This window comes from Streptomyces sp. NPDC002580, assembly GCF_042889485.1.
In the GTDB taxonomy this organism is placed as follows: Bacteria; Actinomycetota; Actinomycetes; order Streptomycetales; family Streptomycetaceae; genus Streptomyces.
This window is the reverse complement of record NZ_JBIAQZ010000016.1, coordinates 112,143-118,698: the sequence shown is the minus strand read 5'-3', so window position 1 is coordinate 118,698 and position 6,556 is coordinate 112,143. Positions and strand designations below refer to the sequence as shown.

General features: G+C 70.0%; 7 protein-coding genes and 1 pseudogene. 4 read left to right on the top strand and 4 right to left on the bottom strand.

Annotated features, from left to right (window positions below; genetic code table 11):
• Window positions 1-45: 45 nt before the first annotated feature.
• Window positions 46-555: a DUF305 domain-containing protein gene (locus tag ACFYW7_RS35690; protein ID WP_389510208.1), complete on the top strand. Its 510-nt coding sequence runs from the start codon at window positions 46-48 to the stop codon at window positions 553-555.
• A 44-nt stretch (window positions 556-599) separates the two neighbouring features.
• On the opposite strand, the pseudogene ACFYW7_RS35685 reads toward ACFYW7_RS35690, so the two are convergent.
• Window positions 600-880 (bottom strand): annotated as a pseudogene (locus ACFYW7_RS35685) (FAD-dependent oxidoreductase); the annotation flags it as partial.
• A gap of 175 nt (window positions 881-1,055) precedes the next feature.
• On the opposite strand from ACFYW7_RS35685, the gene ACFYW7_RS35680 reads away from it, so the two are divergent.
• Together ACFYW7_RS35680 and ACFYW7_RS35675 are read left to right on the top strand one after the other, a co-directional pair.
• Window positions 1,056-3,746, top strand: coding sequence for a sigma-70 family RNA polymerase sigma factor (locus ACFYW7_RS35680; protein WP_389510206.1), 2,691 nt, complete (start codon window positions 1,056-1,058; stop codon window positions 3,744-3,746).
• 97 nt (window positions 3,747-3,843) lie between these two features.
• Complete coding sequence (locus tag ACFYW7_RS35675; RefSeq protein WP_389510204.1) at window positions 3,844-4,128, top strand: hypothetical protein; 285 nt, start codon at window positions 3,844-3,846, stop codon at window positions 4,126-4,128.
• Between the two features lie 127 nt (window positions 4,129-4,255).
• Here the strand turns inward: ACFYW7_RS35675 and ACFYW7_RS35670 are convergent, their stop codons facing one another.
• Both ACFYW7_RS35670 and ACFYW7_RS35665 read right to left on the bottom strand, forming a co-directional pair.
• Entirely contained in the window at window positions 4,256-4,477 is a 222-nt protein-coding gene (locus ACFYW7_RS35670; protein ID WP_389510202.1) for a hypothetical protein, read from the bottom strand.
• 245 nt (window positions 4,478-4,722) lie between these two features.
• Window positions 4,723-5,232 carry a hypothetical protein gene (locus ACFYW7_RS35665; RefSeq protein WP_389510200.1) on the bottom strand — a complete coding sequence of 170 codons (510 nt, stop codon included), beginning with the start codon at window positions 5,230-5,232 and terminating at the stop codon, window positions 4,723-4,725.
• A 227-nt stretch (window positions 5,233-5,459) separates the two neighbouring features.
• Here ACFYW7_RS35665 and ACFYW7_RS35660 point away from each other — a divergent pair, with 227 nt between their 5' ends.
• A complete protein-coding gene (locus tag ACFYW7_RS35660) occupies window positions 5,460-5,621 on the top strand; it encodes a hypothetical protein (RefSeq protein ID WP_389510249.1) in 162 nt (53 codons plus the stop codon).
• 166 nt (window positions 5,622-5,787) lie between these two features.
• Here ACFYW7_RS35660 and ACFYW7_RS35655 read toward each other — a convergent pair whose 3' ends face one another.
• Window positions 5,788-6,330, bottom strand: coding sequence for a DUF6882 domain-containing protein (locus tag ACFYW7_RS35655; RefSeq protein ID WP_389510198.1), 543 nt, complete (start codon window positions 6,328-6,330; stop codon window positions 5,788-5,790).
• Window positions 6,331-6,556: the final 226 nt, after the last annotated feature.

The window sequence follows — 6,556 nt, the reverse complement described above, 5'->3', positions numbered from 1 at the left end:
TTCAATCCCGGGGTTTCTTGTGGCCCGGGGGGGCGGGGGCCCGCCGTGCCGGGGGCGGGGTGGGGCGCGGCGCCCCCCCCGCGGCGGGCCCCCGACAGGCCCGCGCCCGCCGCCTTCAACGACACCGACACGGCATGGATCCAGTTGATGATCCCCATGGACGAACGGGCCTCGCTGCTCATCGACTTGGCGCCCGCCCGCGCCGGTCGCCCGGCCCTGGCCGGCTGGGCCGAGGAGGCGGGAAGGAGGTTGAAGGACGAACTCGTCGACCTGCGTGAGCTGTTGGAGCTCTCGGGTGTTCCCGACACCCGCCCCCACGAGGGGCACAACATGCCGGGCATGGTCACGCTCGACACGGTGCGCAGGGCGAGGACGGTGACGGGGGAGAGCTTCGACCGCCTCTTCACCGAGAGTCTGTGGGCCCATCTGGTCCAGGTCCGCGTGCTGTGCGCGAGTGAACGCACGTCAGGGAGCTCCGAGCGGGCGAAGGACCTCGCCGCCGTCATCGAAAGGAGAGTGGCCCAGCAGAACACCCGGCTCGACGCCCTCCGGTGACGGCCGCGGTGACGGCCGTCACCGTCAGCAAGGGAGCAGTCCCGTCAGGCGCCGTCCCGCACGGACGGGAAGAACTCGGTCGTCCGCTCCAGCCCTTCTCGCCGAACATCGTCTCCAGGCCGGCGGCGGACTGGGCGACGGCCTGGGCGAGTTCGGCGCCGTCGAGCATCGCCAGGTCGGCGCCCTCGCCGGCGAAGGGGGACATCAGGTGGGCCGCGTCGCCGACCAGGGTCACACCGGGGACGCGGTCCCGGCGGTGTCCGACCGGCAGGGCGTGGATGCGCCGCGGGACGAGCGCGCCGTCGGCGTCGGTGACGAGGCCGCGTCCTCCACCTGCTCGACGCGGAGGGGGCGGCCGAGCTGAGAGGCGGCCGTCCGGCGAGGAGGAAGGCAGGTCGGGCCTGGGGGAAAAGTGTTATGCCCGTGGCGTCCGGTCGTCTCCTGCTGCGACAACCGCCCACCAGAGCAGCCGCAGTTGCTCTTGCCCGAGGATGTATCGCATGCGACATGACGGGTCCGGCAGGACCGACACGTTTCCGGACCGCCGCACGGTCGAGGCGGCCCGCGGCGGAGACGCCGACGCCGTCGAACGGCTCACCCAAGGCGCCCTGCCGCTGGTCTACAACGTGGTCGGGCGCGCGGCGGAGAGCGACCTCGATGTCGACGACATCGTGCAGGACACCATGGTCGCGGTGATCCGCGCGCTGCCGGACCTGCGGGACACGGCGAAGTTCCGCTCGTGGCTGGTGGCCATCGCGGTCCGCCAGCTCACCGACGCCCGGCGCCGGGCGCGGTCTGGTCGGCTGACGACACTGGAGCACGCCGAGGAACGGCACGCGCCGGAACCCGACTTCGCGACCCTCTTCCTGCTGCGGCAGTCGCTCTCCGCCGAGCAGCGGCAGGTCGCCGCGGCCACCGCGTGGCTCGACCCGTCGCACCGCGACCTGCTGTCGCTGTGGTGGCTGGAGGCGTGCGGGCGGCTGTCCCGCAAGGACATCGCAGCGGCTATGAACCTTCCGGCGGCCCACCTCGCGGTCCAGGTCCAGCGGATGAAGACCCAACTGGACGTGGCACGGACGGTCGTGCGAGCGCTGTCCCGCACCCCGCGCTGCGCGGAGCTGACCGAGCTCGCCGGCCCGGGCGACCCGACTCCCAGCCCCCTGCTGCGCAAGCGGATCGCCCGGCACCTGCGCTCCTGCGAGCCGTGCGGGCATTCCGCGGGACGACTGGTTTCGCCCGAGCGGCTGCTCGCCGGCCTGCCGCTGCTCGTACCCGGTCGCGCGGGCAACCCGGTCGAGGCCGGTGTCGCCGGCGCCGGGGGCCATCCCCACCCGGCCGCAGCCGCCCGGCACACCGCTCACCGGCCGGCGTTCCGTGGGCACGGCCGTCGTGTGACCGGCCGTCCGAGTGGCGATCACGGTGTGCTCGTCGGACTCGGTGCCAAGGTGACGGGCGCGGCCGTCGCCGCCGGGGTGACAGCGCTCGTGGTGACGGGCCTCGTCATGGTCCCGTCGGGGGCGGAGTCCTCCGCCGGCGCGCGAAGCACGGCTTCCCAGGTGAGTCCGTCGACGATGACGAGGACGCCCACCCCCGTAGAGAGCCGCACCCCCGCCCCTTCTCCCGTTGCCGCGAGCTTCCGCACGTCCCGGCCCGCGAAGGCCCCCGTCCCCACCTACTTCGTGAGCTCCAGCGGTAGCGATTCCAATCCCGGCACGTCGGCCGGATCGGCGTTTCGCACCCTGCAGAAGGCCGCGGACCTGGCCGGCCCCGGCGACACCGTCGCCGTCATGAACGGCACCTACACCGAGCCCCGCAAGGGCTCCAACGTGCTGACCATCAAACGCTCGGGGCGTCCGGGAGCTCCCATCACCTTCACGGCGTATCCCGGCCACCATCCGGTCCTGAACCCGAAGACCGCCTGGAACGGCGTCAGCGTCTACGGCGCCTCGCACATCGTCATCAAGAACCTGGAGGTCAAGGGCAACAACGCAGCGCTGTCCCTGGCCGACGCCGAACGTTCGGCGAGCAAGACCGACCCCACGTACAACACCAACTGCATATCGGTGGAGAAGAACCGGGAGTCCGGCACGTTCCCCCACCACGTCGACATCATCGGCAACCTGGTGCACGACTGCGCGGGCGGCGGGATCTCCGCGATCGAGGCCGACCACGTCGACATCATCGGCAACGACGTCCACTCCAACGCCTGGTTCACCGTCTACGGCAGCAGCGGAATCTCCATCCTCACCCCCCGCGACACCGGCGGCGGCGACCCCCGGACGTACAAGGTCCGCATCACCGGCAACCGGGTCCACGACAACGAGACCAAAGTCAAGTGGGAAGGCTGCCGCTGCTACTCCGACGGCAACGGCATCATCGTCGACACGACGAAGGGCGACCCTGGACGAGGGAGGCCGGCCTACAACGGACGCGTCCTGGTCGCCGACAACATCAGTTACGACAACGGCGGTTCAGGCATCCACGCCTACAAGAGCCAGCACGTCGACATCGTCCACAACACGGCCTATCTCAACGGCCGCAGCACCCGCATCAAGACGCCCTACGCCAACGTCTTCGCCCACGACAGCACCGACGTACGGCTCCTCAACAACATCGCCTACGGCCGCCCGGGCCAGGCCACCAACAGCAACTCCCGCAACGTGAACGTCACGTACGACTACAACGTCTACTTCGGCGGCAAGGCACCCGAGACCAAGGGCCCGCACGACATCATCGCCGACCCGAAATTCACCGCCCCCGGCACGAGCCCGAACGCAGACTTCCGCCTCATGAAAGGCTCACCCGCCATCGGCTCCGCCACCCCGCTCACGCCCATGACCACAGACTTCACCGGGGCGACCCGCAAGGGCGGCGCACCGGACCGGGGCGCGTACAGCTTCGGAGCCGCCGCGGGAGCCGTCACGGGGGGCGGTGAGTCATCGGCGCCGGGGCATCAGAGCCCGGATGCGACCGACGGCGCCGGCGCGGGCACCGGCGCGGATTCGGCCGGCGGCAAGAGGGCGAAATCCGACGGGGCCGGTGACGACAAGTCCGGCCTCAGGGCCCACGGCGGGAGCGAACCGCTGGCGCGGACCGGCGGGTCCGACCCGGTGCTGCCGCTGGGCGTCGCCGCAGGCGTCCTGGTCGCCGGGGCCGGTCTGCTCGTGCTCGCCCGTCGCAGGCGTTCCTGACACGGCCGGGCCGTTCCCGGTGCCGCCGGGGACGGCCCGGACCCTCTGGGCCCTCGTCCGCTGCCTGACGCCAGGCGCGTCTATACAGCCTGGAACGGTGCCGCACGTCCTCATGCACGGCTGCCTCGTTGGGCTGGGCACGACGACGTACGACACCGCTCCCCGGCCGGCTCCGAAGGCGGAAGGCACCGTCCCGACGACAGTCCGCTTCCACCCGAGCGAGTCCCACGAGATCGACCGACGGCTCCTGGACCTGAGAGTCCAGACCGGCGTCCGCTGGGATAGGGCCGAGATGATCCGTGAACCGCTGCGCATGGCGCGCGCGTCCGACGGCATCCTGCGCGACGCGCTGACCGCCCGCACGAAGAGGACCGGCGCCTGACACAGCGCGAGGGCCACGCCGACTCCGGCATGGCCCTCGCGGTCCGCTGACGGCTGCTACGCCGCCGCCCACTCCAGCCCGAGCTCCGCCAGCGCTTGTGTCCGGGACTCCCTGTGAGGTGGCTGTGTCAGGCCTGGGCGCTGCGGTCGATGAAAGCGCGCAGCGCCTCGCGCAGGTCGACATCCTCTGGGCGGGCTGCTGCCTCGGCCTTCCAGACGGCGAGCTCCGCTTCGTCCGGCCACCGGGATGCGGGCGCGGGGGAGTTGAGATAGCCGAGGCCGAGGCGCTCGTAGTCGTCCGGTTCCTTCAGCTGTCCGGTTCTCCGTTTGATCTCCTTGTCGCGGTCCATGCGCGCGAGCGCATCGTCGGCGCCTTCGCACGAGGTGAAGGCAGCCGGCTCATCGCGTACGACGGGGGCGGCTGTTCCCAGCGGCGCCGTGCGGGGGCGTCGGCGAAGAGACGGCGATGGGCGTCCAGCCAGTGACGTCTGCGGTGAACAACTCTTCAGGGCATCACGAGGTTCGAGGCCCGCGAACGGCTCTCCGGCCCGAGCGGGCTGTTTGAGAGAGAGGACCGGCCACGTGTCCGGGCTGGTCAGGTGACGCGCCGGACGACGTAGGCGGTACCCACCCTCTCTGGCTCGGGGGAGTCGGCCTGGATCGCGAGACTCGGCCCGGCCGTGGTGATGTCGAATCTGCCCGTCATCGGCCGCGTGCAGTCGACACGCTCGGCTTTCTCGGCGGTGCCGGAGACGGCCGTGAAGGTGACCGTGCCCTCCCCCGCACATGCCACCTCCACCCGCAGGGCGGTGCCGGACTCTACGGTCTCGTCCAGGTTCTTTCCGGGTACGGCGAGGGAGCCGGACGAGACGAAGTCCGTGTCGCCAGAGTCCAGCTGATCCGTCCTGCTGAGCAGGTCGCGGGCCTCCGTGTCCAGCCGCTCCCGGTCGGACCGGGGCGTCGGGCGCGCTGTGGGTACGGAGCTGGAGCTCCTCGCCTTCTGGGGCTGAGAAGCCTTCGAAGTCGCGGGCGGGCCAGAACAGGCCATGGTCATGCAGGCGAGCAGCACGACGGCAGCCAGAGCCTTGCCACGATGACAGGTCAAGCGGTCCATGAAATCCCCCGGAGTGCACTCAGAAGCCGGCAAGCCTACAGAACCCGATGATCATCCCGTGTGAACAACAACCGCGCCACCCGCGCATCCTGGACACCGGCACCGGATCGGTACGCGGATTCGACGCCCCAGGGGTGCCTCCCACCGTGTAGCGAATCCGCTAAGGGTGTGCAGATCTTTAACTCGTGGCTTTCCGTTCAGTGGTTCGTTGGTCCGGCATGAGCGAGTTGGAAGAGCAACGGACCGTGCTGGCAGCCAAGTTCGAGGCAATGCTGCCGCACCTCGAGGAGCGGCAGCGTCGCCTGCTGATAGGAGCGGAGGCCCAGTCCCTCGGCCACGGCGGGATCAAAGCGGTCGCCCGTGCCGTGGCACCGCCGTGACCATCTGCCGAGCAAGTCAGGAAGTCCGCCCGTTGCTCGAAGCACACGGCCACCACATCAGTGCCTCAACCGCCCGCTTCCGCACACCAGTCGATGTCGCGATGTTCCTCGCTCCCGACCCCACCCAGACCAAGGTCAAAAAGACGAGTTAAAGATCTGCACGCCCTTAGCCGGTACTGATATCGAAGCCCGAGACACTGCCGTCCGCGGCGGTCAGGGTGACCGGACCGAATGTGATGATCGCGGTGGAGTTGGCTCCCGGGCCCCGGTAGTAGCCGGTCGCCTTGGTGACCCGGACAGCCAAGGCCACGATCGTCGCAGCAGCACTCTCATCGGCCTCGACCTTCGGCTGAGCAAGAGCGGGATGCCCATTGGCTTGCGCCCAGTCCCGGAAGATGCGCGCGTCTCGGCTCATGTCCGGAAGGATGCTCTGATTGGCCCAGGCCCACAGCCATGAGCCCGAGGCAGGGCTGAAGCTGCCGAGAATCTGAGCCGGTGCCGTGGCTGTCTTGTCGGCGAAGGTCCAGGTGATCGTGCCTGTCGTCTGGTCGAGATCCCAGCGGTCCGCGGATCCCAGCCCCCAGGACATGTGCGCACGACCCAGCTGTTCGATCATGTCTTCGCCCTGCAGCAGCAATGCGCTCAGGTCGGCCCGCTCCCCGGTCTGACCAGCACTTTCCGTTCCTTTGGCCCGCTTGAACAATCCCATGCCGCGGAGTCTGTCAGAGGCCACCGACCAGCCGCCGACGCCCCCTGTGCGCGCTGTCGGCCTGCCTGACTGTTCGGCACCAGCGCGGTCCACCACCGCGACACAGGGATCCGCACCGAGAGGCGGTCCTACGACGGCTGGACCACGCGAACCTGTTCCTGATCACTTACACCCCGTTGGCGGTGTTCCCGCCGCCCGCAGGCCGGTGAATGGCGGTAATGGCAGC